This window comes from Paenibacillus sp. S150 (assembly GCF_019352175.1).
Taxonomy (GTDB): Bacteria; Bacillota; Bacilli; order Paenibacillales; family Paenibacillaceae; genus Paenibacillus_AQ.
Map to the genome: position 1 here is coordinate 53,192 of NZ_JACBYI010000028.1, position 24,042 is coordinate 77,233.

Sequence of the window (24,042 nt, forward strand, 5' to 3'; positions counted from 1 at the left end):
TGTATGCCTGAAGGAATTATTATCAAAGCTCTAAGCGGTTATTACTACGTAAAGCCGCTTCGTGAAGGGTTGATTGCAACCGAGGAAGCGGCTGTACAGTGCAGGGGGAGGGGAATCCTCAAGAAAAAGGGGATCGCTCCGCTTGTCGGGGACCGGATTAAATATGTTCTGACCGAAAACGGGGAAGGCATGGTTGACGAGCTGCTCCCCAGAGAGTCCGAGCTGGTCCGTCCGCAGGTAGCCAATGTCAAGCTGGCGGTGCTTCTCTTCTCTGTACGTGAGCCGGATTTGAATCTGAATCTGCTGGATAAGTTTCTGGTTCACATTGAGCATTCCGGTCTGGAGACATTGATTGTGCTGACGAAGCAGGATCTGGCCGATGACGATGGTGAGGCTACGGCTCAGGTCAAAGAGCTGTACGAGCGCATCGGGTACGAAGTGATGGTCACAAGTTCGCTTACCGGTGAAGGCAGCGAGGAGCTCCGTAAACGTCTGGCCGGCATCATCAGCGTCTTCTCCGGCCAGTCCGGCGTCGGCAAGTCAACGCTGCTGAACCGCCTTGTACCCGGCCTTGAGCTGGAGACGGGAGAGATCAGCCTCCGTCTGGGGCGCGGCCGGCATACCACCCGCCATGTGGAGCTGATGGATATCGGGGGCGGCGGTTTTGTGGCCGACACGCCTGGGTTCAGCCAGCTGGATTTTCTGGAACTTGGCGTGGATGAGCTGTCCACCTGCTTCCGGGAGTTTGCTCCTTATGCCGAAAAATGCAAATTCCGCGGCTGCAGCCATCTTCATGAGCCCGGCTGCCATGTCATAGAGGCTGTGGATTCGGGGGCTATTGCGGACAGCCGTTACGGGCATTACAAGCTCTTTTACAATGAAATGAAAGATAAAAAGCGGAGGTACTAACATTATGATTACAATCGCACCGTCGATATTGTCAGCCGATTTTGCCGCACTTGGCGCTGAGGTTGCAGAAGCCGAGGCCAGTGGCGGAGACTGGATTCATGTAGATGTCATGGACGGCCATTTTGTGCCGAATATTACCCTTGGACCTCCGATTGTAAAAGCAGTGAAGGCACATACCTCATTGCCGCTGGATGTCCATCTGATGATTGAGAATCCGGAACGCTATATCCCCGAGTTTGCAGCTGCCGGAGCAGGCATCGTTACGGTGCATGCCGAGGCCTGTGTGCACCTGCATCGCGTGGTGCACCAGATCAAGGAGCTGGGGCTTCTGGCCGGCGTGGCGATTAACCCGGGCACTCCGGCGTCGGCTGTGCGCGAGGTCCTGGAGGATGTGGACATGGTCTTGGTGATGACGGTTAATCCTGGCTTCGGCGGACAATCGTTTATTCCGCATACGCTGAAGAAGATCCGCCAGATCCGCGAATGGGCCCGGGAAGTCAATCACAGCTCCCTGCGCATCGAGGTGGACGGCGGCATCGCCGAAGACACTGCTCCGCTGGCCGCGGAAGCGGGTGCGGACGTTCTGGTGGCCGGAAATGCCGTATTCGGCCGCAGCGACCGGGCAGCTGCCATCAAGGCGATCCGTGAAGCGGCGGAGGCGGCTCTGCGATAATCGTAAGCGGATGGTATAGGCCAAGTTCCTGACGCATAAACATGGTTACATGAGCAGAAATCTCATGTAGCCTTTTTTGGTTCAATAAGGGAGGTCTGCATTCGTTACGTTAGCGGCACGCCAGGAAAGTCTCCTACCGTACGGCATGAATTGATGGGAGGGTTAATGATGAAATTTTATACGTTCAAGCTGCCAAGATTTTTGGGAGGTTTTGTTAAAGCGATTTTGAACACTTTTCAGAAAAGCTGAAGAGAGAATTGAACAGAAAACATGAAAAAAAGCACCTTACATATGTAAAGGGTGCTTTTTGCTTCATATGAATTATCGCTAGGTCTCAGGATAACCCAAGACTAAACGCGTTCAACTTTGCCGGCTTTCAAAGCACGGGTGCTGACGTACACGCGTTTCGGTTTGCCGTCCACGAGGATACGGACCTTCTGAACGTTAACTCCCCAAGAGCGGCGGTTGCGGTTGTTCGCATGCGATACATGGTTGCCGCTGCCCGGTTTCTTGCCAGTTACAGTACATTTGCGGGACATAGATTACACCTCCTTGTTACTTACACCTGCATAAAACAATACTTAAATATAATATCACAGCAAAATTTGCTACGTCAACCGCTTCAAAAACATTTATTTCTTTTGTCTCTTATAGTACAATATAAATTAGTGTATTATGTCCAGTTAATCATAGAATTGATTAGGCATGAAGTTAGGAAGGGGAATTCTCATTGAGTAAGCGTTCTATAAACGGAACAGATTTTACCGCAATGGTACTCGCCGGAGCGGAGATGCTGCAGCAGCATGCAGAGCACGTCAATTCCCTGAATGTTTTTCCGGTTCCGGATGGAGACACGGGAACGAACATGAATTTGACGATGACCGCAGGTGCGAACGAATTGAAAAAAAATAATACCGCCTCTGTCGGCCAATGTGCAGGAGTATTGTCCAAAGGTCTCTTGATGGGCGCACGGGGGAATTCCGGTGTTATTTTGTCACAGCTGTTCAGGGGTCTTGGACGGTCCGCAGCCCAATACGATGAATTGAACACGCAGCAGTTCGCAGCAGCGCTGCAGACCGGGGTGGATACAGCCTATAAAGCGGTGGTCAAGCCGGTAGAGGGAACGATTCTTACTGTTGCCAAGGAGGCGGCCAGACATGCGGTCTATTATGCGCGCCGCACGACAGATGTCACGGAGCTGATGACTGAAGTACTGGTCAAAGCCAAAGAGGCGCTGGCCAATACACCGGAGCTTCTGCCTGTGCTCAAGCAGGTGGGCGTTGTAGACTCTGGCGGCCAGGGCCTGGTATACATTTATGAGGGTTTTCATCAATACCTGATGGGCGGCACAGGCACAGCGGTGCCGGCATCTGTACAAGGACAAGCTCCTGCGGCAGTGGCTGTGGCGGTGCCCGCAGCGGTGCTGACCAAACATGAGAACATAATGCCCTCCGTGCAGTCTTCCGCTCAATCCCAGCTGTCCACGGAAGACATTGAATTTCTATATGATATGGAATTTTTTATTAACCGGTTGCTCGGCGGCTCCGTAAAAGCGGAATTTGATGAGGAAGCTTTTAGGAAAGCGTTGTCAGTGAACGGAGACTCGATAATCGTTATTTCGGATGATGAGACCATCAAGGTGCATGTGCATTCCAAGACACCGGGCGAGGTGCTGAACCTGGCGCTTCAATATGGCGAGATTACACAGATCCATATTCTTAACATGCGCGAGCAGCACCGCGATCTGCTGACCGCCGGAATGGATATTGCGCCAATGCCGGACGTGTTTGCCGATATTCCGAAGGAAGAGAGCAGTGTGCAGGCACCGGCGGTTCCTCCCGCAGATGATATGGCGCCATACGGTTTCATTGCCGTTTCCTCCGGTGAGGGCATCTCCGATATATTCAGAAGTCTTGGAGTAGACGCCATTCTGTCGGGCGGGCAGACGATGAATCCCAGCACGGAGGATTTCGTGAACGCGATCTCATCCATTTCTGCCAAGCATATTTATATCCTGCCCAACAATTCGAACATTGTGCTCGCCGCGCAGCAAGCCAGAGATCTGCTGGAGGGCGAACGTGAGATTACGGTTATTCCAAGCAAGAGCATCCCGCAGGGGATTGCCGCCGCTTTTGCCTTCCAGGAGGATGATTCGGTGGACGCGAATACAGGCAACATGATGGAGGCCATCTCCCAGGTTAAATCGGGGCAGATTACGAATGCGGTCCGGGACACGGTAATCGAGGAGCTGGAGATCAAATCCGGGCAGTATATCGGTATTTCCAATTCGAAGATTGTATCCGCTGCGGATGATCTGCTGGCCGCAAGCCAGGCGCTGCTCGTTAGCATGCTTGAGAACGGCGATGAAATCGTTACTGTCCTGACCGGTGCCGAATCGGAGGATAAGGTCACCGAAGCGCTGGAAAGCTGGCTTGATGAAGTCTATCCACAGGTTGAAGTTGAGGTGCACGAGGGCGGGCAGCCACTGTACTATTATCTTTTCTCCGTAGAGCCGTAGGCGGAAATATTAATCCTTTTATAGTCTCAAGCAGAAGCTTCCGGGCATCCTTTTCAAGGGTGGCCGGCGCGCCTGCCAAATCATAGTTTGGGGAGGAAATCCATGAATCGTACCGTAATCGTCACCGACAGCACGTCAGATATCCCGCCGTCCATGGCGGAAGCTTATGGCATTGAGGTTGTTCCTCTGACCCTGATGTTCGGCGAGGAGGCATACCGGGATAATCTGGATATGACACCGGAGCAATTCTATGAGCGTCTTCCCCGCTCAGAGCAGCTTCCGACCACTTCCCAGCCGTCGCCGGTTGAGTATATGAACGTGTACCGGGGCATTCTGGAACGGAATCCGGGCAGCCGGATTCTATCTCTTCACATTTCCTCGGGACTTAGCGGCACGTACCAATCGGCTGTTTTGGCTAAATCCATGCTGGAGGAGGAAGGGGAAGCAATTACTGTTGTGGATTCTCTTTCCGCTTCCTATGGCTTTGGCTTCATGGTGGTAGAGGCGGCCAGGCTCGCTGCCAAGGGCGAAAGCCCGGAGGATATCCTGGCCGAGGTGGAGACTCTCCGCCAGTCCCGCAAGCTGTACTTTCTGGTCGATACGCTGGAATACCTGCAGAAGGGCGGCAGAATCGGCAAAGCCTCCGCCATTCTGGGAACGCTGCTTAACATCAAGCCGATTCTGTCCATTGATGCTGAAGGAATCATTTACGCGGTGGAGAAGGTAAGAGGACGCAAGAAGGCAGTTGCCCGGATGATTGAGCTGTTCAAGAAGGATCTGCCGGGTGTGGACAAAATTAACGTGGCCGTGGGTCATACGGCTGAACCGGCTTCCGGCGAAGAATTCCTTAAGGAATTGGCCGGACACTTCACCCTGGAAGAGAAGGTACTGACCAACGTTGGTCCTGTAGTAGGGAGCCATGTTGGCAATGGCACCTTAGCCGTATTCATCTGGCCCGCGTAAATAGGGGATGAACATGGAACTATCTTTGGATGCAATTGAAGTGAAACAAATAAATGGCGTGAGCGCTCAAAAGCAAAACGAGCTTCACGCCTTTGGCGTCTTTACAGTGAAGGATCTGCTGGAGTATTATCCGTTCCGTTATGATGATTTCCGTCCCCGCCAATTAAGCGAGATCAAACACGGCGACAAGGCCACCCTTGTAGCGAAGGTTATCGGCGTTCCTGTACTGCAGCGTTTCGGGGGCAAATCCCGCCTCAGCTGCAAAATGGTGGACGGGTCATGGATGTTCACGGCGACGTGGTTCAACCAGCAGTACGTGCGGGAACAATTGACTGCCCAGCGTGAAATCGTCATTACCGGCAAATGGGATCAGAAGCGAAATGCCATTACGGTGACGGATTATGAATTTACGGACCGGGGAGAAGGCAAAATCGGCACCCTGCAGCCTGTTTATTCCGTAGGCGGCAAGATTACGCAATCCTGGATACGCAAAATAATTAATCAGGGCCTGCAGCAGTATGGCGAGCTGATCCCGGAGATCCTCCCGCATTCCATCATAAGGAAATATGATTTCATGTCCCGCAAACGGGCCATCGCCACGATCCACCGGCCTGAGGATACGCGCGAAGGCCAGCAGGGAAGGCGCAGGATGGTCTATGAGGAGCTGTTTCTGTTCCAGCTTAAGGTGCAGGCCTTCCGTGTGCTGAACCGCGGCAGAATGGACGGTGTGGTGCATACGGTTGACAATGCGACCGTACGGCAGTTTGTGCGCAGCCTGCCTTTTGAGCTGACGGATGCCCAGAAGCGCGTGGAGCTGGAAATCCTGCATGATATGCGTTCACCGTATTGCATGAACCGTCTTTTGCAGGGCGATGTGGGCTCCGGCAAAACGGTGCTTGCGGCAGTAGCCTTGTATGCCACGGTGAAATCCGGATTTCAGGGGGCGCTGATGGTGCCTACCGAGATTCTGGCTGAGCAGCATATGCGTTCACTTACCAAGATGTTTGAGCCGTTTGCAATTACGGTGGGTCTGTTGACGGGAAGCGTAAGCGGACGCAAGCGCAAGGATCTGCTGGCCTCGCTGCAGATGGGAATGCTCGATATTGTGGTCGGCACCCATGCCTTGATTCAGGAGGATGTCTTCTTCCGCGGGCTGGGAATGGTGGTTACGGATGAGCAGCACCGTTTTGGCGTCAACCAGCGCAGTGTGCTGCGCCGCAAGGGCTATAACCCGGATGTGCTGACGATGACGGCGACCCCCATTCCGCGGACGCTCGCGATTACCGTGTTCGGCGATATGGATGTGTCCACGCTTTCTGAACGTCCCAAGGGACGCGTGCCGATTACAACCTATTGGGTGAAGCCTGATCTGATGGAACGGGTGCTCAGGCTGGTCGGCCGCGAGATCGGTCAGGGCCGGCAGGCGTATCTGATCTGTCCGCTGATAGAGGAATCGGAGAAGCTGGATGTGCAGAACGCAATTGATCTGCATATACAGATGACCCAGGCGTTTCCCGATTACAAGGTTGGACTGCTTCATGGCCGGATGACACCCGGGGAAAAAGACGGGATCATGCGCGCCTTCTACAGCAATGAGATTCAGCTGCTGGTCTCCACTACTGTTGTGGAGGTTGGTGTTGATGTTCCCAATGCAACGCTGATGATCATAATGGATGCGGACCGGTTCGGGCTGTCCCAGCTGCATCAGCTGCGGGGCCGTGTCGGGCGGGGCCGGCATGCATCCTTCTGTGTGCTTGTGGCTGATCCGAAATCCGGGGTCGGCCGCGAGCGGATGACAGCGATGACCGATACGGATGACGGCTTTGAGGTGTCCCGGCGGGATCTGGAGCTGCGCGGGCCGGGAGATTTCTTCGGAACCAAGCAGAGCGGGCTGCCGGAGTTCCGGCTGGGGGATATGGCCGCCGATTTCGAGGTGCTGGAGCAGGCCAGGGACGATGTGGCGGAGCTGCTGAAGGAAGCGGAGTTCTGGACCTCCACCGATTATGCGCCGCTGCGGAGCTATTTGCAGAGCGAGCAAATTTTTCAGGGGGACCTTATGGATTAATTAGGCACATACTCCAGCCTTCTCTCATATACTGTGAATGATTGGATATGACTGGAGGTGCTGCGCTTGGGCTATCAGCAATTTGGAATCAGTCCCCAGCTGGTGGATCGCATCAAGCTGAAGATGAAGAATCCGGCTGTTAAAGAACGTATTAAGAATATGATCAATGGAATCTCCAAGCAGGAGCTCCAGAACACAGCGGTAGTGCGGAGACTGGTACGCAATGCTTCGGCTGTGATGGGGGAGAAGCTGACCTCGTCGCAGGAAGAGCAAATTGTGAAATTTGTGATTGCCCAGAAGATTGACCCGGGCAATACCTTTCATTTGATCCGGCTGTGGGGCATGTTCCGCTAGAAGGCTTCCGCTCAAAGGACTGCGGATGAGGCAATGCATACGAATGCTTATATTTCACACCAAAAAGCGTTCCCGCTAAAATGGATATAGCGGGAACGCTTTTTAGCTTCAGTCAGGGATTGCAGATACTTGCCGCTAATCCCGAAATATGGCGGCCAGCCGGCTGCGGTTGACGGTGCGGAAGACAATCTCGCTGTCTTGATCGCAGGAGCGGACCAGTGACGTTAGTTCTTCCTCTTCCAGCTTGCTAGCAATGCAGAACAGCGTGCCCGGCTGTCCTTGAGGGCCTGGGGCGCTGACGAGCTTGGCCTCGCGTTCAAGCTTGTGGCGCAGTACCCGCCGGATTTCTTCAGGGCGGGTGCTGGTAATCCAGACCGCGCGTGTGCGGGCAAGATCCCTCAGAGAGATACGCACGGCTTCGAAGGCCAGCAGATAGGCGATAATGGAATACATCGCCTGATCCCAGCCGAACAACGCCCCACCGAATAATAATATGGCGCAATTCAACACCATAATGACAATCTCAGCCGATTTTGTCGGCCCTCTGCCGAGGAAGGCATATCCCGGATCTCCCGCACCGCCGCTCATCCCTCCGAAGCGGATGGAGATTCCGATCCCGAAGCCCAGGGAGAGCCCGCCTGCGATGGAGGCGGTCAGCGGCTCGCCGGTTAAGGACGGATAATGATGCAGAGCCAGCGAGCCGGCGGTGAGACAAACCAATCCGAGCATGACATAGAGTGCAAAGCGCAGGTGAATCTGTCTGCGTGAGATCAAAATGAACGGCAGATTGAACAGGAACAGGAATAAGCCAAGCCGCATTTCGGTAACGTGCGCGAAGAGGGCGGAGAGCCCGGCAATCCCGCCGGGTACGAGCTTGTGCGGCATGAGGAAAAGCTCCAGTCCGACTGCGCAAAGCAGGCCGCCGGCAATGACGCCGATAATGCGCAGTGCCTTGCGCCCCCGGGGCAGGTCACCGCTTCTCAAGATAGTATTCACATGTTCTCCTCCTTTCCAAGAGAGAACCGGATATTATTCATTGTCCAGTATGGCCGCTTGCTTGGACTTGCGGGCAAGATGCCGTTTTTCGAAGTTAAAGACTTTATCGAGCAGCTTATAGATGGCTTTGGACTCTTTGGTCAGAAGGGGACCGAGTATGGCCAGCATAAGCACATACATCGCGGCAAAAGGCTGCAGGATGGCAAGCAGTCCGCCTGCTTTGCCGAGATTGGCCATGATGATGGAGAACTCGCCTCTGGAGACAATGGTCAGGCCGATGTTAGAGGAAGAGCGCGGGCTGAGACCCGCGCTGCGTCCAGCCAGCATACCTGCTACAAAGTTGCCGATCAAGGTAATGATGACTGCAGCCAGCGAGTACCAGAGCGCTTCTCCGCCCAAGGTCAGCGGATCAATCGACAGTCCGAAGCTGAAGAAGAAGATTGCACCGAAGAAGTCGCGGAAAGGAATGACCAGCTTCTCGATCCGTTTCACGTGCTCGGTTTCGGCGAGCACCAGCCCGACGAGCAGTGCACCGATCGCTTCAGCCACATGAATCGTCTCGGAGAATCCGGCAATCAGAAAGAGTGCGGCGAAAATGATCAGCGCAAACAGCTCACTGGAGTGGATATTAAGCACCCTGTTCAGCCAGGGGACCAGCTTGCGGCCAATGATCAGCAGTGCCAGCATATATCCCAGGGCAATCAGGGCGGACAGCAGCACTCCGCCAAGCGAAGATGAGCCGCTGAGCACAAGTCCCGACAGGATGGAGATGTAGACAGCGAGGAAAACATCCTCAAACATGATGATCCCGAGAATCATTTCGGTTTCGGGATTGGCCGTCCGTTTCAGATCCACCAGCACCTTGGCAACTATTGCACTGGAGGAGATAGTGGTGATGCCGGCGATAACCAGGACTTCCTCCAGCGGAAATCCGAGGCCCCAGCCGAGGAGGAGCCCCAGTGAGAAATTGATCAGGATATAGATCGTTCCGCCTGATACTATGGAGCGTCCCGCTTTGACCAGACGGCCTACCGAAAATTCCAGACCGAGATAGAACAGGAGAAAGAGCACACCGATCCGGCCCATGAATTCAATCAGGGAGGCGCTCTCGATAAAACGGAAGTCAAGATGCCATATTTTGAACGCATGCGGGCCAACGGCCATGCCGATCAGAATATAGAACGGAATCACCGAGAAACGCAGCTTGGTCGAGATCAGTCCGGCTAAGGCAATCAGCACCAGAGCAAGGCCTACTTCAAATACGATATAATGACTCATCCATTAACCACATCCGTTCCGCAGAATGTGTCTGAACTGTTTATGCTGATGTCTCTCCCCGGCGGCAACAACGGTGCACTCTGCAGGCAGCACCACTTCCGGACCGGGATTGATGTGTTTATGGTTCTTCTCAATAATGGCAATTACCGTTACTCCTGCGCGGGCACGGATATCCAGCTCTCCGATGCTGTGTCCGATGCAATTGTAATCCTGCTCCATCCGGTACCATTCAATAATCAGATCATCCAGCGCCACCTCAATGGACTCCAGCGCCTTGGGCTTATAGGTAATCCCGCCGACAATTGCGGAGATATAACGCGCTTCATCATCATCCAGCGTAATCATGGAAATGCTCTGGTCGGGGTCGTCATATTCAAAATGATACAGCTCGCGCCTGCCGTCATCGTGGACGATGACTACAAGCTTGTCGCCGCCACGGGTCTGCATAACGAACTTTTTGCCGATTCCCGGCAAATCCGATTCTCTGTAATTCATGAAAGTCCAGCCTCCAGTTGAGATGTCATTTAGTTGTTCCGCAATTTGCGGAAATGAATGCATTGTATTTCATTTTTATCCGGTCTGCCCGGAAGGAATATGCTCACATAATCGGAAGTATATTTAAGCGGATACAGCCGCCGACGCTTCATCATCAAATAAATAACGGGGTGCAGCGATACCACAAGCACAGCGGCGGAAGTCTCCGGCGGAAAATCCGGAATGATCCCCGGATGATTCAGGCGCAGGTTCGGAAGAAACTTCAGCTGCGTCGTATGGATAAGGAACGGCTGGATGATTTTATGCTCATGCCGTTCAACTTCATAGCGGCTGTTCTCCTGCCCGCTGCTGTTAAGCACCTGCGAATTAACAGCCAGCAAAGACAGCAGAAGCAGGGGGATAAGCGCAAGCTGCAGCAGTCTGAACATGGGTATACGCGCTAGATATGACATCCTGGGATCACCTCCTTACTGTATATTGTATATTAAGCATAACATACGACCTTGGACTGAACCAAATCGAAGTTTGATTTTTTTGCTGAAAAAGATCATGAAAAGCTGAAACCGGACCAGCTATACTGCGTAAATCGTAGTAAAGTTGAATTTATAAAATAAATTTGCAGAGGAAGCGGATAATTTGAACGGATGGAGCAGTTTTAACGCCTTCAATGATTACGGACAGCGCAGCGGATTTCAGGGTTTTATCCAGGATATTCCAGTGTTTTTATGTTACCTTTGAATTTCAGGATGGCAGCCGGGCGGAACTGATGGTTCCCGACCGTGAATTCGGATTGATTGTGGAGGGGGACAAAGGCCGCCTCAGCTATCAGGGGACGCGGTTCAAAGGCTTTGTGCGCTGAGAACTTTGATATTTATACATATGTTATCAGAATTCCCCGGCTATTTTTGGGTAAAACTCCATATGAGGAGCAAGCCTATATCATGAATAAGGGAAGGAGCTGCCATATTGAATCCGGATTCTGCAAAGACACAGACTAAGGATAACACCGCATTTCATTCACTGGACACTGCCGAGGTACTGAAAAGACTGAGCTCCAGGGAGCAGGGATTAACCAAGGAGGAAGCTTCGCAGCTGCTGGAGCGTTATGGGAAAAATGTGCTGAAGGAAACGCAAACCAAATCGCTGCTGGCCAAATTTCTTGAGCAATTCAAAAATGTAATGATCTTTATTCTGCTGGCCGCCGCGGTATTGTCGGGCATATTGGGAGAATGGACAGACACGGTCATCATATTGCTGGTTGTGATCCTGAACGCGGTGCTGGGCGTCATCCAGGAGAACAGAGCAGAGCAGGCGCTGGAAGCGCTCAAGAGCATGTCCTCCCCGCAGGCAAGGGTCCGCCGGGGCGGACAGGTCACCGAGATCAAAAGCGAGGAGCTGGTGCCCGGCGATATCGTGCTGCTGGAAGCCGGCAATGTGGTCCCTGCCGATGTCAGGCTGCTGGAAACGGCCTCGCTGCAGACTGAAGAAGCTGCGCTGACCGGCGAGTCCCTGCCTTCGGACAAACAAGCCGGAGTATTGGAGGGCCATGATCTGGTGCTGGGAGACCGGACAAATATGGCTTATATGAGCAGCAGTGTCACTTACGGCAGAGGCGTGGGTGTGGTTACAGCGACCGGCATGGAGACAGAGGTCGGAAGAATCGCCGGATTCATCTCCGAGGCGGAATCCGATGTTACCCCGCTGCAAAAGAAACTGGATGAGCTGGGGAAATACTTCACCTTTATTATTCTGGGAGTTTGCGTTGTCATCTTCGCCGTTGGGCTGCTGGAGGGCAGAGAGCTGCTGGATATGCTGCTTACTTCCATCTCACTGGCGGTAGCCGCCATTCCCGAAGGGCTGCCGGCCATCGTGACCATCATTCTGGCGCTTGGCGTCCAGCGGATGGCCAAACGCAAAGCCATTATCCGCAAGCTCCCTGCGGTCGAAACGCTGGGCAGCACAGAAATTATCTGCTCCGACAAGACCGGTACGCTGACTCTGAACAAGATGACTGTGGAAAAGCTGTACGTGGACGGCCAGAAGGTCGATGCCGGAGCGTCCATTGCCGGGCTTCGCGGCAGCGAACGGCTGGTGCAGGCGATGACGCTCTGCAATGACTCCAGCATCGATGAGGGCAAGGCAGCAGAACAGACGAAAAGCGGCAAGGCGATCATCGGCGATCCGACAGAAACGGCACTGGTGGACTATGCGCTTAGCATAGGCACCGACAAGCGGGAGCTGGAGAAGCAATATCCGCGCAAGGGCGAGCTGCCCTTCGATTCGGACCGCAAGCTGATGACAACGATCCATGAGGTGGAGGACGGCAAGTTCCGTGTGCTGACCAAAGGCGCACCCGATGTGCTTCTCTCAAGATGCAGCCACATTTACGCTTACGGTGAAGTGATTCCGCTGACGGAAGAGCATATCCGCCAAATTACGGAGAACAATAAGGCACTGGCCGATGAAGCGCTGCGGGTGCTTGCCTTTGCCTTCCGGGATCAGGATCAATTGCCTGCTGACCGGGCGCCGGAGCAGACAGAGCAAGAGCTGGTATTTGCCGGACTTGCCGGCATGATTGATCCGCCGCGCGACGAAGTGCGGGACGCGGTGGCTGTCTGCCGCAAGGCGGGCATCCGCCCGGTGATGATCACCGGAGACCACCGCGATACCGCAGCCGCCATCGCCATCAGGCTGGGCATCATTGACGACGACAGCAGTGTGCTTACCGGCCGGGAGCTGGATAAGATCAGCGAGGAGGATTTCGCCGGGCGGGTCAGCGATTATTCCGTCTATGCCCGGGTTTCACCGGAGCATAAGGTGCGGATTGTCAAAGCCTGGCGGCAAAAAGGCAAGATCGTGGCAATGACCGGCGACGGTGTCAACGATGCGCCCGCCCTTAAGGCGGCGGATATCGGGGTGGGCATGGGCATCACGGGCACGGATGTTGCCAAGGGTGTGTCCGATATGGTGCTGGCCGATGACAATTTCACAACCATAGTCGTGGCGGTAGAGGAAGGACGGAAGGTATACAGCAATATCCGCAAAGCAATCCAGTTCCTGCTCTCCGCCAATCTGGGGGAGGTGCTGACCCTGTTCATTGCCACAATGATTGGCTGGCGGATTCTTGAGCCGATTCATATCCTGTGGATCAATCTGGTAACAGATACGCTGCCGGCTTTGGCGCTCGGTCTGGAGAAAGCCGGAGACGATGTCATGTCGAAGAAGCCGCGGAAGTCCAGCAGCAGCATTTTTGCCGGAGGCGTGGGAGTCGGAATTGTGTACCAGGGGCTTATCGAAGCGGCGTTAACCCTGTTCGTCTATTATTGGGCGCATACCCATTACAATGAGGGCGTTGCGGTCACTATGGCTTTTGCAACCCTGGGACTGCTGCAGATAACCCATGCCTTCAACGTCAGATCCAATACCAGATCTCTGTTCCAGATCGGCTGGTTCACGAACCGCTATATGCTGGGCGCTTCGGTGATATCCGCATTGCTGCTGGTGCTGGTCATTATCATTCCGGGACTGAACGAATGGTTCGGAGTCAGCCATTTGAGCGGCTTGCAATGGGGAATCGTCTGCGGGGCCGCGGCAGCCATTGTTGTGCTTGTTGAACTGGTGAAGCTGGGGCTGCGAATCAGCGGGAAAAGCAAAAATTGGGACTGATGATGTCCTGCGGGACCAGGCAGAAACACTTGCACCCTCCATATCCATATAAGGAGCAAATGCTTCGAAGCATTAAGAAACACGAGTTCAAATCTATAAAAAAAATGCAAGGGGGTCCCTGGGCTTCGGCTATCCGAAGTCCATGATCCTCTTGCATTTTTTGTCCAAAGATTAAGAATTTATATGTTTCACGCTATAAATTAGCCTTATCTTTCTCGCTGAAAGGGCTGTCTCAAAAGCCATGAAATAGCTGCTTGGGTCAGCCCTTTTTTATACGGAGGAAATACGTAAGCTTTTTGGGCGGAAGCTCCGCGAACGGACCGTTGTTCCAATCGCTGCTGTCCCCAGATTTTATTTATTCTCCTTAGCGGTGAAAATCCGGGGACAAAGGCGGCCGCTGCCGCTTTTCCGCGGGTCGTTCCGACCGCTCCGCTGTTATATGAATGGAACCGGCGAACCTGAACAAGCTGATGGAACGCAAGGAGGTTCATAGGGAACGGAAGCGAAGTGTAAAAAGTAACACTAATGGGCTGGAATTTTGGCTTGAGCGGGCTTTAGTGGGATTTTGTACACTTCATGGAGGCCCACTTCCTCCATAGGGCTGATTTCAGCCGGATTAGTTGTACTTTTTCCCACTAGGGATGATACAGGGATCCGAATGCGCTACCTTAGTTGTACTTTTTCCCACTAAAATGGCTGCTCTTTGGATGAATGGTTCAAGTTCCATCTTAATGTAAGCGTATTCCTCTGTAAGGGGGCGAAACAGATCGTTTAGAGTTCCTTTTTCCCATAACACTTGCGAAAAAGCGGCTGGGGGAATATGAAGCGACCTTTTCCACTTGGCTTCCCGCCTGGCTCAGCAGCCAGCCTTACACCTGAATTGCAAAAGCTGCGCTGCCCGGTCAAGGACGGCGCAGCTGTTTCCACTTGTATATAGGCTTATAGGCCGGAGCTTAGAGCACTCTCTGCATATGGAGGATGACGTTGCTCCAATAGCCGCTGTCCAGCTCGCTGATCTGAACGCCGGGATCTCCCCAGGTATGGATGAACTTGCCGTCCCCGATATAGATGCCGACATGTCCGGGAACCGAATCACTCTCAAAACGTCCGGGAACCGTGAAGAAGATCAGGTCGCCGACGGCAAGCTCGCTGCGCTTTACCCGTGTGCCCAGATTATCCTGGTCTTTGGCCAGTCGGGGCAGGTCTACGCCAAACTTCTTGAAGACATGACGGGTGAAGGAGGAGCAGTCGAATTTCTTGGTCTCTTCGTAAGGCCCTGCCCCGAACTCATAAGGGACACCGAGGAACTTCTTGGCATAGGCCGCCAGTTCACTGCTCTCTGCGGCCGACAGGCTCTGAATGCGCAGAGGCTTCGGAGTTTCGGTTGTGCCCGTCACTGTACCTCCCCGGCGGTCAGATGGGGAAGCGACGTTAATCTCACCCGTCCGGGGATTCCAGCCGACCTCGGTTTGCAGCAGCTTGGACAGTGTGGTAGGGGTAATATAAATTTGGCCGTTTCGGCGCACCGGGGCATCCGGCAGCTTGATTTGCTGTCCCAGGGAGAACGCTTGCGTGGAATCCGGATGCAGCATATACATAACATCGGTATAGCCGATTTTGGCGTATCCGCCGCTTGAGGTATCATCCGTCATCCGGTAGCCGATGGAAGCGGCCGCCGGTTTCAAGGGAATCCAGTATTTGCCCTGGCTGTCGGTGAAAGAGGCTTTCTCGTAATAGCTTCCTGAGAGTGACCCGGCAGGCGTTACCGAATTGGCCTTGGGAACCTGGCCGGATTTGCTGTAGCTGCAGGCGCTATTGGATACAAGGGCAGCAGTCACTAAGGCGGCTGCAGCCATGGTTTTTGCGGTTCTGATTGTTGTCATTTGGCACGCTCCATGTTCAAACTGTAGTTTAAGTTTGCGCGAGGGAGTTTTTTTTTATGTAAATCCGGATGAAGGCAATCAATGTCAAGGATAAGCTGCGGCCGAAACGGTTCTATGTCCGGCATTGTGCGTTTATTGTAAATTGTGGCTCCTTCATAAATGATTGACGGAAAATCAACCTTTATATAAGATTAGTTTATTAGATTTTACGGTTTGGATGCGAGATTTGTGGAAGCTTTTGCTTTCATGCTTTCATAGATGAAAGCGATGCTGCTGAGATGCTGCCATCATTGCACGCGCTGAATGCGTAAAAAGAAGAGGGGTTATATTGATGAAAATTAAAAAACTGGGTCTGGGCCTAAGCCTGGGCCTCATGCTGTCCGCCACCGCCTGCGGTGCAAACAATAACAAGGCTGCGGAATCGGGGAATTCTGAGACCAAAACCTACAAAATTGCCATTTCCCAATATGTTGAGCATCCGTCGCTGGATGCTACCCGTGAAGGCTTCCTGGCGGCGCTTAAGGATGCAGGAATCGTGGAGGGCGAGAATCTGAAGGTCGATCTGCAGAATGCCCAGGCGGACTCATCCAATAACCTGTCCATCGCCCAAAAGATCGCAGCGGACAAGAATGATCTCGTACTGGCAATTGCGACGCCTTCGGCACAGTCGGTAGTCCAGGCTGAAGACAAGGAGACGCCCATTCTCTTTGCGGCGGTAACTGACCCACTGGATGCCAAGATCGTATCGGATCTGGAGCACCCCGGCGGCAATGTGTCCGGTGCTTCCGACACGAATCCCGAGTCGATCACCCGTCTGATGGCATTCATCGCCGAACAGCTGCCGGACGTCAAGAAGCTCGGCCTGATTATCAACGAAGGGGAGCCGAATGCGGTAGTTATGGCTGATATCGCCAAGACAGAGCTGGACAAGCACGGCATCGAGCTGGTCAAAGCGGCCATCACCAACACCTCGGAAGTGAAGCAGGCGGCAGAGTCGCTTGTCGGCCGTGTGGATGCCCTGTACATCACGCTGGATAACTCGGTTGTAAGCGCAGTGGACACCATCATTCAGACTGCGAATGACAACAAGCTCCCCTTTTTCTCGGCGGACCGCGATACTGTGGAGAAGGGTGCTTTTGCCACCGTGGGCTTCAAATATTATGATCATGGCTACCAGGTAGGCCAGATGGCGGTGGAGGTGCTGAAGAACGGCACCAGCCCGGGAGAGATGAAGGTAACCATGCAGGAGAAGCTGGACCTTATACTTAACCTGAAAGCTGCGGCAGCGCAGGGAATTGAAGTGACGGATGCCATGAAGGCCGCAGTCGCTGACCCTGACAACAATATCATCCAATAAATTATAGACATCATATTGGGACGTTTCCGAAAGAGCCGTCCCTTGCCGTTTGAGGGAGGAAGTCAGCAATGGTTGATTCAATGCTTGGAGCCGTGGAGATGGGCTTGCTGTATGCTTTAATGGCTTTAGGAGTATATATTACGTTTCGTATTCTTGATTTTCCTGATTTGACTGTGGATGGAAGCTTCACAACGGGCGGTGCGATTGCCGCAGTGATGATCACGCACGGCCATTCACCATGGCTGGCCACGGTTTGCGCCCTTGCGGGCGGAATGGCCGCAGGCATGTGTACCGGACTGCTGCACACCAAAGGCAGAATCAATGGTCTGCTGTCCGGAATTCTGATGATGATCGCGCTCTATTCCATTAATCTGCGCATTCTGGTGAAGCCCAACGTTTCGCTGATGGGCGAAGTTTCATTATTCACATCAATTAATCCGCTGCTTGTTATGCCGTTTGTGATGATTGCGGTTAAAATCCTGATGGATCTGTTCCTGCGCACCGATCTGGGCCTCGCCCTGCGGGCAACCGGGGACAACGCCCGCATGATCCGCAGCCTCGGTGTCAATACAGATACGACGACCATTATGGGCATCAGCCTGGCCAATGGCATGGTGGCACTCTCAGGAGCGCTGATCGCCCAATATTCCGCCTTTGCCGATTCCACAATGGGAATAGGCATGATTGTGATCGGGCTGGCTTCAGTGATTATCGGCGAGGCCATCTTTGGAGCCGGCAATGTGTTCCGGGCGACGCTGGCGGTTGTGCTGGGCTCCATTGTCTACCGTATCGTTGTGGCGCTGGCGTTGCGGGTCGATTGGCTGCAGGCCTCGGATCTGAAGCTGATTACTGCAATTATAGTGATTATTGCGCTGGTATTCCCGTCGGTTCAGCGTTTCATGAAGCAGAAGAGGACGGCGCGCAGACGCAGCGCCGAGCTGGCGGAGCAGGCGCTGGAAGGCAAGAGAGGGGGTGCAGCCGATGCTAAAGCTTGATCGGGTATCCAAGCTGTTCAATCCCGGGACACCGGATGAGAAGATCGCGCTGCTGGGAATTGATCTGGAGCTGCGCGCCGGAGATTTCGTGACCATTATCGGCAGCAACGGCGCGGGCAAGTCTACACTGATGAATGTCATTTCCGGCGTAATGAAGCCGGATCTCGGCGAAGTCCGCATTGAGGGCAGCTCAATCAGCAGCCTGGCGGAGTTCCAGCGCGCCCGCTGGATCGGGCGGGTCTTCCAAGACCCGATGGCCGGGACTGCTCCGCATATGACAATTGAGGAGAATCTGGCGATGGCCTTCAAGCGGGGCCAGAACCGGGGCTTGTCCTTCGGCGTCTCAGCTGCGCGGCGGGTCCTGTTCCGCGAGCAGCTGAGCAGGCTTGGCATTGGCCTGGAGAACAGGCTGCGGGCCAAGGTAGGCCTGCTGTCCGGCGGGGAGCGTCAGGCGCTGAGTCTGCTGATGGCCACCTTCACGGAGCCAAGGATTCTGCTGCTGGACGAGCACACGGCGGCGCTTGATCCTGCGCGTGCCGAGCTGATCACCCGGCTGACCGAGTCCATTGTCCGCGAGCTGAAGCTGACGACGCTCATGGTTACCCATAACATGGAGCAAGCCATCCGGCTTGGCAACCGGCTGATTATGATGGACAAGGGAAGCATCATTCTGGATATTACTGAGGACCGCAAGCAGGATCTCACCGTAGAACGGCTGCTTGGCGAATTCGAGGCCATCAGCGGGCATAAGCTGGCGGATGACCGGATGATGCTCGGGTAAAAGGCGGAACAGAAGAAGGGAATCCCATAACTTGGAAGGCGGTTGATTGTGGCTGCTTTTCCAAGTTTTTTTGGTTTATATTTCCATGGAAGACACTTTCGTATAATATATAATCAATGTATGTTTAACATTATCCTGGATCATTTTAGTTCTTGCTGAAACGGGCATTGTTCTGCATCGTGTTCCGTTTGAAGAATCCACAGAGAAGGCAGAGTGAGACGCATGACGGTTTTTAAAAATAATAGCGCTTTCAAAAACTCGGGGATTTTTAACAAAATGATTATGCTGATTTCGTTTCTGCTGCTGCTTTCCTTTTTATTTTCGCTCATTTTCCTCCAGTATGTATATCGTATCTACGACCATCAAATTTATGAGAAAGCCTCGGAGGTGCTGGGCATGTCGTCCATCAGCATCGAAAACGAGCTCAAGGAGCTGGAGCAGCTGTCCTTCACAGTCGTCTCGGATGAGCAGATCCAGAACTGCCTGCGACAGCTGCTGGACGACCCATCCCCCTATCAAAGGCAGCTGCTGCATAACAAGATTATCAACCGGCTGGTGGCTTTTGCGGGTGCGGAGAAATATGTGTATTCGATGATGCTGATGGACGCGAATGACGGTGCGATGACTGCCGGCAACCGGGAATGGGTATCACAGGCGCTGCAGGATCAGCTCAAGCCGCTCGCCGCCCAAGGCTCCGGGAGCAACGTTTGGTTCACACAGGGCAGCAAGAATTCACTGCTTGCAGTGCGGCAGATCAAATCGTACACCGGGTCCACCTTTACGCTGGACAATCTGGGGACGCTTGTCATCCGTATCCGCGTGGAAAGGATTATTGCCGACAGCACCAGCATCGCTGAGGATGGAGGCCAGCTTATTGTAGTGGATAAGAGTACCGGGCGTTCGATTTATCCCGGAGAGCCGCTCCTGCTGCCGGAGGAGCTGGCCGAGGAAGCGCAGCGTCCGGAAGCTTACCGGACCGTCGGGTACAGCAAGGGAACTTATTTTGTGGCCAAAACGAACTCATCGTACATGGACTGGACCTACATCAACGCCACGCGGTTCAATGAAATGTTCAAGCAGATCATGTTTGTCAAAAGACTGGTCGTCTTCATCTTTGGCTGCATTCTGCTGCTGGGGCTGCTGCTGGGGTACAGGCTGGCAAGAAGCCTGGTGCGGCCAATCACCAAGCTGACGGAGAAAATGCGGCGGATCGAAAAAGGCGACCTGGACAATCTGGAAGAGCAGGCACTCGGCATTGTCTCGCAAACCGCGCAGGACGAGGTAAGCCAGCTGAACCGCACCTTCAAAATGATGATCCGCCGCATCCGCGAGCTGATTGATGAGAATTATGCCAAGCAGCTGGTGATTCGGGAGACGGAGCTGAAAGCGCTTCAAGCCCAGATCAATCCCCATTTTCTCTACAACACGCTGGAGTCGATTAATTGGCTCGCGAAGGTCAATAAGCAGAAGCAAATCTCGGAAATGGTTGAGGCGCTGGGCTTCCTGCTGCGCAGCTCAATAGGGCTTAAAGATCCGCTGATCCCGCTGGAGAAGGAGCTTAATATCGTCCGCAGCTATGTGATTATCCAGCGTACCCGGTTCGAGGAGCGGCTGGATTTCCGGCTGGAGGTGCCTGATGACCTGCTGGATGCAATGATTCCCAAGCTGACGCTGCAGCCGCTCGTGGAGAATGCGATCCGTTATGCGCTGGAGCCGAATATTGAGCCTTGCGCCATTTCGATTTCCATTTTCCGCACAGCGGAGGGGCTGGATCTGAAGGTCTCGGACAACGGCCCGGGAATGACGGCTGAATTCATCCGTGAGCTGGAGCAGGGCAGGATTCCGACGCGCGGTGAGGGGATTGGGCTGGCCAATATCAAAGAGCGCATACAGATCGTGTTTGGGCAGGAGTGGGGAACGGAAATTGAGAGCGAACCGGGCGCCGGCACGACGATTCATGTGTATATCCCGTATTTGAGAGGAGAAATCAGACATGTACAAATTGCTGCTGGTGGATGATGAACGCCTGATTCTGGAAGGAATCTCCCAGGTGGTGGATTGGGAGCAGGCGGGAACCGAGCTGGCGGGAACGGCGCGCAACGGCATTGAGGCGCTGGACAAAATAGAGCTGTTAAGTCCGGACATTGTAATCACCGATATTTCCATGCCGGGGCTGGATGGATTGGGGCTTGTAGAACAATGCAGCGAAAGGTACCCTGCAATAAAGTTTGTGATGCTGACCGGCTACAAGGATTTCGATTATGCCTGCAGCGCCATGCAGCACGGCGTGAAGCATTATCTGCTGAAGCCCTGCAATGAGCAGCAGATTCAAGAGGCGCTGACCGAGCTTGTGCAGGAGCTGGACGAGCGGATTAGCCGCGAGCAGTTCGCAACCGAGATGAAGCACCGCCTGACCAAGGTGCTGCCGCATGTCAAAGAGCAATTTCTGAAGGAATGGATCTCCAACAAAACCTATGGAAGCCGGGACCTGGACTACTATCAGGAGCTGTTCGGCATTGAATTGGGCGGAAAAAGTGTCAGACTGATCCTGTTCCGGCTGGAGGAGTCCTTTGAATATGAGCATCTGTTCGCTCTGCAAAATATTGCCCAGGACATGCTGGCCGAGGTGCTTCTCAGCACGACTATCGGCGCGCAGCTGCTGATCCTGCTGGAACAGCCGGAGGCAGCGGACAATCAGAGTGACCTGCTGGAGCGGATTGCCGAGGTGCAGGAGATCTTTTTCAACTTTTACAAAATCCATGCAACAATCGCTGTGAGCGACAAAGGGCGGATGATCCATTCGCGCAGCCTGTACCGGCAGACGCTGCAGTGCATGAATCACCGCTTTTACCTGGAGGAGGGCAGTCTGATCACCGGAAGCGATATTCCTGCTGATGAGCTCAGCGGCAGAAATGAAATTGAGCTTAATGAGGAGCAGATCTGCCTGCTGGTCAAAGCAGGGGATCAGGTTGCCGTGGACAACGAGCTGGAGCGCTTATTCGGCCTGCTCGCGGACCAGCGTTTTGATATTAACGTGACGCGTTCCTATGTGCTCCAGCTGTACTCGGCGATGATCCGGCTATGTCTTCCCGATGAGCGGAGCAGCTTCACCTCCGGATTGGCGGAGCTGGCAGAGCTTGGAACCCTGGGCAGTCTCAAGGCCTATGTGATGAAAGCGGCAGAACGCCTTACTGCGATGTATGACCGCCATTTCATGACCCGCCAATCCTCCATTGTGGATAAAATGCTGCGCATTATAGAGGCGGATTATTGCAATTCGGAGCTGTCGCTCGGCTCGGTGGCCGCAGAGATGCTGTATATGAACCCGGATTATCTCGGAAAGATATTCAAAAAAGTGACCGGTGAGAAGTTCTCCAACTATGTGGCCAATTACCGGATCGGCAAGGCCTCCGAGCATATTATCCGCAGCGGCGATGTGAAGGTGTTCGAGCTGGCGGAGCTGTACGGCTTTGGCGGCAATGCCCAGTATTTCAGCCAGGTGTTCAAGAAGGTTACCGGAATGACGCCGACGGATTTTATGAAGCCGCAGTGAATGAAAGTGATTATTGAACCTGATTATTGAACAAAGATGACGGTTTTTTGTATTCAAGAAAGCGGTGGAATTTGAGAGAATTTACATATGGAAGCGTTACCAATAACCTGGACTTCCTACTCATTTTACGAAAAGGGGAGATATGAAATTGAAAAAGAGATTCGCATTATTGGCTGTTCCCATGCTGCTGTCCATGCTGGCGGGCTGCGGCGGCAACAATAACAACACACAGGATTCGGCTGCCACGGATGCAGCAGGCAACCAGCCCGCTTCAGCAACGGCGGCCAGCTCATCGGAGCCTGTGACTCTGCGCATTGCCTGGTGGGGCGGAGATACGCGCCATTCGTACACCCAGCAGGTCATAGACATGTACGAAGCCCAGAACCCGAATGTGAAGATTGAACCCGAATATGCGTCATTTGATGATTACTGGAAAAAGCTTGCTCCCCAGGCAGCGGCCAACCGCCTTCCCGATATCGTGCAAATGGACGTGTCCTATATCAACCAATACGGCTCCAACGGCCAGCTGGAGGAGTTGACGCCTTTTCTGAACCAGACGATTCAGGTGGAAGATGTGAATGAAAACGTGCTGGCTACCGGCAATATCGACGGCAAGCAGTATGGTATCCCGCTGGGGGTCAACGTGCTTGGGTTTCAATATGACCCGGAGCTGCTGAAAAAGGCCGGGGTGGAATCCATTCCTGAGAATTGGACCTGGGACGATTACAAGGAAATTGCCCTGAAAGCAAAGGCGGCCGGTCTTTACATGGATACCTCAATGGCTGCGGATGTCTTCTTCAACTACTACCTGCGCACCAAGGGCCTGTCGCTCTACAACACTGACGGCTCCGCGCTGGGCTATGAGGATGATGCTCTGTTCAGTGACTTCTTCGGAATGCTCTCTGATCTGATTGCCCAAGGGGCGGTTCCTTCGCAAGACAAACTGAGCCAGAACAAAGGAGTTATCGAAGAAACGGATGTTGTGAAGGGAACCGGTGTGGGCATCTGGCAATGGTCGAACCAGTACGTGGCGCTGCAAATCGCCGTAAACCGTCCGATGGAGCTGGCGCAAATGCCTGGGCCGGATATGGAAAAAGGTTTGTACATGCAGCCAAGTATGTACTGGTCCATTACGGCCAATTCCAAAGTCAAAGAAGAAGCGGCTAAATTCGTTGATTTCTGGACCAACAACGCCGAAGCCAACAAGCTGATCAAGGGTGAACGCGGCGTGCCCATTTCAAGCAAAATCAAGGAATCCCTGGCGGCAGAATTAACCGATTCCGGCAAGCAGGTGTTCAAGTTCGTCGCCGATATGGAGCCGAAAACTTCTCCAATGAGTCCTCCTGTAGGCTCGCCGGAAGTGGTTGCCCTGCTGACCGACCTTGCGGAGCAGATGAACTTCGGACAGATCGCACCGGATGCCGCTGCGGCACAGTTCCGCAAAGAAGCGAGCGATATTCTCGCAAACCGCTGATCCACTGTCAGACCGGTGAAGACCATACTGTGAATTCTAAGAAGATTGGAGTTGGAGAACCTTGGGCTTAAGCAATCCCCTT

General features: G+C 53.6%; 21 protein-coding genes. 15 read left to right on the plus strand and 6 right to left on the minus strand.

The window, feature by feature from the left end; translation table 11 throughout:
* Positions 1-3 precede the first annotated feature (3 nt).
* The 3 genes from rsgA to spoVM all read left to right on the plus strand — a co-directional run bounded on the left by rsgA (position 4) and on the right by spoVM (position 1,831).
* On the plus strand, positions 4-909 hold the full coding sequence (rsgA, locus tag HYD27_RS21835) for a ribosome small subunit-dependent GTPase A (protein WP_219218643.1): 906 nt from the start codon (positions 4-6) through the stop codon (positions 907-909).
* Positions 910-913: 4 nt separating this feature from the next.
* The gene (rpe, locus tag HYD27_RS21840) at positions 914-1,582 is read left to right on the plus strand and encodes a ribulose-phosphate 3-epimerase (RefSeq protein WP_219218644.1); all 669 of its coding nucleotides are present in this window, start codon (positions 914-916) and stop codon (positions 1,580-1,582) included.
* A 168-nt stretch (positions 1,583-1,750) separates the two neighbouring features.
* Complete coding sequence (gene spoVM, locus HYD27_RS21845) at positions 1,751-1,831, plus strand: stage V sporulation protein SpoVM (RefSeq protein ID WP_020431362.1); 81 nt, start codon at positions 1,751-1,753, stop codon at positions 1,829-1,831.
* A gap of 101 nt (positions 1,832-1,932) precedes the next feature.
* On the opposite strand, the gene rpmB is transcribed toward spoVM, so the two are convergent.
* On the minus strand, positions 1,933-2,121 hold the full coding sequence (gene rpmB, locus HYD27_RS21850) for a 50S ribosomal protein L28 (protein ID WP_219218645.1): 189 nt from the start codon (positions 2,119-2,121) through the stop codon (positions 1,933-1,935).
* Between the two features lie 191 nt (positions 2,122-2,312).
* Here rpmB and HYD27_RS21855 point away from each other — a divergent pair, with 191 nt between their 5' ends.
* The 4 genes from HYD27_RS21855 to HYD27_RS21870 all read left to right on the plus strand — a co-directional run bounded on the left by HYD27_RS21855 (position 2,313) and on the right by HYD27_RS21870 (position 7,482).
* The gene (locus tag HYD27_RS21855; protein WP_219218646.1) at positions 2,313-4,100 is read left to right on the plus strand and encodes a DAK2 domain-containing protein; all 1,788 of its coding nucleotides are present in this window, start codon (positions 2,313-2,315) and stop codon (positions 4,098-4,100) included.
* Between the two features lie 102 nt (positions 4,101-4,202).
* A complete protein-coding gene (locus HYD27_RS21860) occupies positions 4,203-5,063 on the plus strand; it encodes a DegV family protein (protein WP_219218647.1) in 861 nt (286 codons plus the stop codon).
* A 13-nt stretch (positions 5,064-5,076) separates the two neighbouring features.
* Positions 5,077-7,128 (plus strand): ATP-dependent DNA helicase RecG, encoded by a 2,052-nt coding sequence (gene recG / locus HYD27_RS21865; RefSeq protein WP_219218648.1) that lies wholly within the window; start codon positions 5,077-5,079, stop codon positions 7,126-7,128.
* Between the two features lie 66 nt (positions 7,129-7,194).
* The gene (locus tag HYD27_RS21870) at positions 7,195-7,482 is read left to right on the plus strand and encodes a stage VI sporulation protein F (RefSeq protein WP_219218649.1); all 288 of its coding nucleotides are present in this window, start codon (positions 7,195-7,197) and stop codon (positions 7,480-7,482) included.
* A 135-nt stretch (positions 7,483-7,617) separates the two neighbouring features.
* Here the strand turns inward: HYD27_RS21870 and HYD27_RS21875 are convergent, their stop codons facing one another.
* The 4 genes from HYD27_RS21875 to HYD27_RS21890 are packed head-to-tail and all read right to left on the minus strand — an operon-like array spanning position 7,618 to position 10,703.
* Positions 7,618-8,478 (minus strand): YitT family protein, encoded by an 861-nt coding sequence (locus HYD27_RS21875; RefSeq protein WP_219218650.1) that lies wholly within the window; start codon positions 8,476-8,478, stop codon positions 7,618-7,620.
* A 33-nt stretch (positions 8,479-8,511) separates the two neighbouring features.
* On the minus strand, positions 8,512-9,756 hold the full coding sequence (locus tag HYD27_RS21880; protein WP_219218651.1) for a cation:proton antiporter: 1,245 nt from the start codon (positions 9,754-9,756) through the stop codon (positions 8,512-8,514).
* A 3-nt stretch (positions 9,757-9,759) separates the two neighbouring features.
* Positions 9,760-10,251, minus strand: a complete 492-nt coding sequence (locus HYD27_RS21885) for a cation:proton antiporter regulatory subunit (protein ID WP_219218652.1) — start codon at positions 10,249-10,251, stop codon at positions 9,760-9,762.
* Positions 10,252-10,280: 29 nt separating this feature from the next.
* Positions 10,281-10,703 carry a hypothetical protein gene (locus tag HYD27_RS21890; protein ID WP_219218653.1) on the minus strand — a complete coding sequence of 141 codons (423 nt, stop codon included), beginning with the start codon at positions 10,701-10,703 and terminating at the stop codon, positions 10,281-10,283.
* A 215-nt stretch (positions 10,704-10,918) separates the two neighbouring features.
* On the opposite strand from HYD27_RS21890, the gene HYD27_RS21895 reads away from it, so the two are divergent.
* Positions 10,919-11,110, plus strand: a complete 192-nt coding sequence (locus HYD27_RS21895) for a DUF2500 domain-containing protein (RefSeq protein ID WP_219218655.1) — start codon at positions 10,919-10,921, stop codon at positions 11,108-11,110.
* 107 nt (positions 11,111-11,217) lie between these two features.
* A complete protein-coding gene (locus HYD27_RS21900) occupies positions 11,218-13,917 on the plus strand; it encodes a cation-translocating P-type ATPase (RefSeq protein ID WP_375373938.1) in 2,700 nt (899 codons plus the stop codon).
* A gap of 953 nt (positions 13,918-14,870) precedes the next feature.
* Here the strand turns inward: HYD27_RS21900 and HYD27_RS21905 are convergent.
* Positions 14,871-15,800: a C40 family peptidase gene (locus HYD27_RS21905; RefSeq protein ID WP_219218656.1), complete on the minus strand. Its 930-nt coding sequence runs from the start codon at positions 15,798-15,800 to the stop codon at positions 14,871-14,873.
* Between the two features lie 331 nt (positions 15,801-16,131).
* Here HYD27_RS21905 and HYD27_RS21910 point away from each other — a divergent pair, with 331 nt between their 5' ends.
* From HYD27_RS21910 to HYD27_RS21935, 6 genes are all read left to right on the plus strand, one after another.
* Entirely contained in the window at positions 16,132-17,157 is a 1,026-nt protein-coding gene (locus HYD27_RS21910) for an ABC transporter substrate-binding protein (protein WP_219218658.1), read from the plus strand.
* A gap of 68 nt (positions 17,158-17,225) precedes the next feature.
* Positions 17,226-18,152 (plus strand): ABC transporter permease, encoded by a 927-nt coding sequence (locus HYD27_RS21915; RefSeq protein WP_219218660.1) that lies wholly within the window; start codon positions 17,226-17,228, stop codon positions 18,150-18,152.
* Entirely contained in the window at positions 18,139-18,933 is a 795-nt protein-coding gene (locus tag HYD27_RS21920; RefSeq protein ID WP_219218662.1) for an ABC transporter ATP-binding protein, read from the plus strand. The genes HYD27_RS21915 and HYD27_RS21920 overlap by 14 nt, the downstream gene beginning before the upstream one ends.
* 276 nt (positions 18,934-19,209) lie before the next feature.
* The gene (locus tag HYD27_RS21925; protein WP_228745249.1) at positions 19,210-20,952 is read left to right on the plus strand and encodes a sensor histidine kinase; all 1,743 of its coding nucleotides are present in this window, start codon (positions 19,210-19,212) and stop codon (positions 20,950-20,952) included.
* Complete coding sequence (locus tag HYD27_RS21930; protein ID WP_219218666.1) at positions 20,927-22,486, plus strand: response regulator transcription factor; 1,560 nt, start codon at positions 20,927-20,929, stop codon at positions 22,484-22,486. The genes HYD27_RS21925 and HYD27_RS21930 overlap by 26 nt, the downstream gene beginning before the upstream one ends.
* Positions 22,487-22,628: 142 nt before the next feature.
* Entirely contained in the window at positions 22,629-23,960 is a 1,332-nt protein-coding gene (locus tag HYD27_RS21935; protein WP_219218669.1) for an ABC transporter substrate-binding protein, read from the plus strand.
* Positions 23,961-24,042: the final 82 nt, after the last annotated feature.